This window comes from Verrucomicrobiota bacterium (genome assembly GCA_019247695.1).
GTDB lineage: Bacteria > Verrucomicrobiota > Verrucomicrobiia > Chthoniobacterales > JAFAMB01 > JAFBAP01.
Map to the genome: position 1 here is coordinate 1 of JAFBAP010000051.1, position 3,085 is coordinate 3,085.

The 3,085-nt window shown below is 62.0% G+C and carries 3 protein-coding genes; all 3 read right to left on the reverse strand.

Features of this window, described 5'->3' with window-relative positions:
- Nucleotides 1-144: 144 nt before the first annotated feature.
- Genes JO015_05445 through JO015_05455 form a run of 3 tightly spaced genes read right to left on the reverse strand, consistent with a single transcriptional unit; the run spans nt 145 to nt 2,628 of the window.
- Complete coding sequence (locus JO015_05445) at nt 145-1,179, reverse strand: hypothetical protein (protein MBV9998542.1); 1,035 nt, start codon at nt 1,177-1,179, stop codon at nt 145-147.
- Nucleotides 1,180-1,183: 4 nt separating this feature from the next.
- Entirely contained in the window at nt 1,184-1,960 is a 777-nt protein-coding gene (locus JO015_05450) for a hypothetical protein (protein ID MBV9998543.1), read from the reverse strand.
- Complete coding sequence (locus JO015_05455) at nt 1,957-2,628, reverse strand: ATP-binding cassette domain-containing protein (protein ID MBV9998544.1); 672 nt, start codon at nt 2,626-2,628, stop codon at nt 1,957-1,959. Before JO015_05455 ends, JO015_05450 begins: the two co-directional genes overlap by 4 nt.
- Nucleotides 2,629-3,085 lie beyond the last annotated feature (457 nt).

Sequence of the window (3,085 nt, forward strand, 5' to 3'; positions counted from 1 at the left end):
CTGAGGTTAGCCAGGGACTTCAGTCCCTGGAAGGGGCATTTAAGAGCGATCGCGTCCTGTAGGGACGCCTGAAACGCTGGCCCCGCCGGGTTGGATTTGCTGAAGGGGCGGCAGAAGCCGGGAGCAACGCCCTCTGCCGCCCCTTCACAGGACCGGCGCGGCCGGGCTCTTCAAGGACTCTGATTCGAGTTGACGATTGCTCACGAGCATTTCCTGCAGGGCGCGAGCGTACCGGGCGGCCTCCTTTGCCGATCGCCAGAAATCAGCCTGCCGCGCGGTCGAGCGCTGTTTCCACTCTCCCGATTGCAGCTGGCGCTGCAGGCAGAGTTGGGTCCTGCCAAGTTCCTGCCGCATCCGGCCAAGTGCATCCATCGCCTGAGTTTCGAACAGGCACCGGGCGAATAATGAGGCCCTGCGACTCTCAACCGATGGCGCCAGCAACATAAACCGGTCGAAGATCACCATCGCGCGGTTCAGATGGCGCTCCGGGTCACGGTCTTTCTCAGTCACGCTGTCCAACGCTTGATCGGTAATCGCAAATGCACGCAGCAGGCGTTGCCGCCGGTCCGCCCCCATCCAGGACCTGAGTTTTGCGGCCGTTTCGAAATCGTCATCGTCACCGCCATCGGCGTCGCCGCCATCCTCATCATGCGCGCGGCTGTCGTTATTGTTGTTCGCCGCCTGCGCGGGTACCGGGTCTGGCGGCCGCCCGGCCGGTTCCGCGCTGCCGAACTCAGACTCGCTGATTTCGTTATTGAGAAAAAACAGGTAAGCGGCAAAGGCACGGTAATTACCGGGATCCAGGTCGAACGCCGTGCGCAACCTTCGCTCGGTGGTTCGCAAGACCTCGCGGACCTCGAAAGGCCGGATCGGGTACAGCGCGACGGGCCGGTACGCCAGCCGGCCGCCAAACCCGAGGGAGTTCATCCCTGCATCCAGCCACCTCGACAAAGGGTTGTACGCCCGATTGGGACGGCCAAAAACCAATCCGTGATGCCACGATACATCCGCCTTGCTCACCCCGGCCCGCGAAAGGGCCCGGCCGAATCCGCTACCGTCCAGCGCCATCCAATTCCAGGCCTCGGCCCGTTCCGGTGCCCAGGCCTGCCGGCGGACGTGAAGTTGGGCAAAGGCCGCCACGGCTACCGCCACGCTCGCGATCACGACGGTCTTCATCATCTGTCTAACGGCTGGTACGGTAACGCCAGAGCCGGACGCTCAGGGCCGCAACGATGACCGACACGGCCGCAAGGTAGAGGCTGACATAGAAGAACGGCCTCGCCGGCAAGGCCCCCCAGCCAAACGTCAAACGGTTCATGAAATCGGCGAAATGCAGGTGCGGGCCCACGGTCCAGAAAAGGTCCGCGATCACGCTGAGCCGGGCGTCGTCGCCGCCCCGGATCTGGTCGATCGCGCCCATCCCGTACAACCCGTAGAGGTTGAAAAGCAAGCCGCAGGTGAATGAAGGCGCCGTGTCCAGCCGGTTAGCCAGTCCGATCACCAGCGCCGAAGCCGGCGCCTGACCAAGGATCGCCACGATCACCGCTTGCAGGTTCACCACCGCCCATTCCGGCACGCTGACTTCAGGATTCCGGCCGAACCCGACGGCCAGCACGGCCGCCGTCCCGAAGAACAAGACGTTAAGCAACAAAGGAATCGCGTAGAGGGCGAGGTAGTACTTGTGGTCCGAAAGCCCGGAACTGCGCCAAAACTCCCGCAACCCTTTATTGCGCTGGAACGCCCCCAGCTTGGCACTCACAAAGCCGGTGTAGAGAATGGAACAAAACCAGGCCGTCGCCCAGACCAGCTGGGTCCGGCTGCTGAAAGTCAAGTCCGGATCCTCGTTGCTCGGCGTCAGCAATGGCGCACCAATCAAGGCGAGAACCAGCAGAAGCAGTGGAAGCAGCCAGTCGTTCTCCCGGTAGATCTGGCGGAGGTGAAGTTGGAAAACGCTTTTCATGAGCATGCGAGGGGGGTGGCCGGGTCCGCCGTCAGCATCTCCCGCAGCTCGCTCCAGGAGGTGTGGACGGGCACCGGGCGGATTTCTCCTTGAGCCACCACGATCATCTGGTGCGGGACAAAGGGAATTTCAGCCGGATGAATGCTGATCAGCAGGTGCCACGGGGCTTCCCTGCGGCGGTCCGACCAGTCCCGGATGAGCTGCTCCCGTGCGACAAAATCCAGACCCGAAAACGGTTCGTCCAAACCGACGATCGGCATTCGCCGGCTCAACGCCGTAAGCTGGGCGAACACCAGCCGTGCCTTGTGCCGGTTTCCTTTGGAGAGTTTGCCGTAGGCCCGGTCCTCGACTTGCAGCGTGCACAGCCAGCGGTTCGCCTGCGCACGTTCCGAGCGGGTGCGCGCCAGGCAGGCGGTGATTTCGCGCGGCGAGAGGTTAGGGGGGAAGTCAACCTCTTCCGAAAGGTAAAGCGCTCTGGTCGCGGGCAGTTTGCCTTCCACCGGCGGAATCAGGCCGCTGATGGTTTTCATCAGCGTCGTCTTGCCTGCCCCATTCAGACCAAGGAGCAGGGTGATTTCAGCGGGGTTAAAGGCAAACTCGCCCTTTACCGTAGCCACCACGCGCTTTCGATAGCCGATTTGCAATCCATTCGGAACAAGGAGGCTCATAAAACCGGGGACAGTCGGGGTTCTGAATCGTTTATGTGCTCGTTACGGCTTTTGGGGAGCCCGGTTTAAGGAAATGTCGGGCCGGAACGGCTGAACCGGTCACGCCAGCCGCCGTGGCGCCTGGGGAACCTCGGAAGAAGCAAGGACCAATTTTCGGGCGAAAGTTCTTGCAATTATAATAATTATCACATATGCCGTAATGGATCGTTTATGTTTGTTGTTCGCCACGTTTTGCCCATTGTCGTCGCTGCGTTGTCCCTCGCCGGCATCGTTCCCGGCGCCGGACAAGCCGCGTTTCCCGCTTTTCCCGAGGTACCCAAGCCAGCCGTCATGCCCGGACCGAACCACTCGGCCGCGGCCGGTCCGGCAATGCAGGCTGCTCCCTCAACCACGACCTTACAGACCAAAACCGCGCCCCGCACGCCTGTTGCGTCCAGCCTGGGGCCGTCTTCTTCTT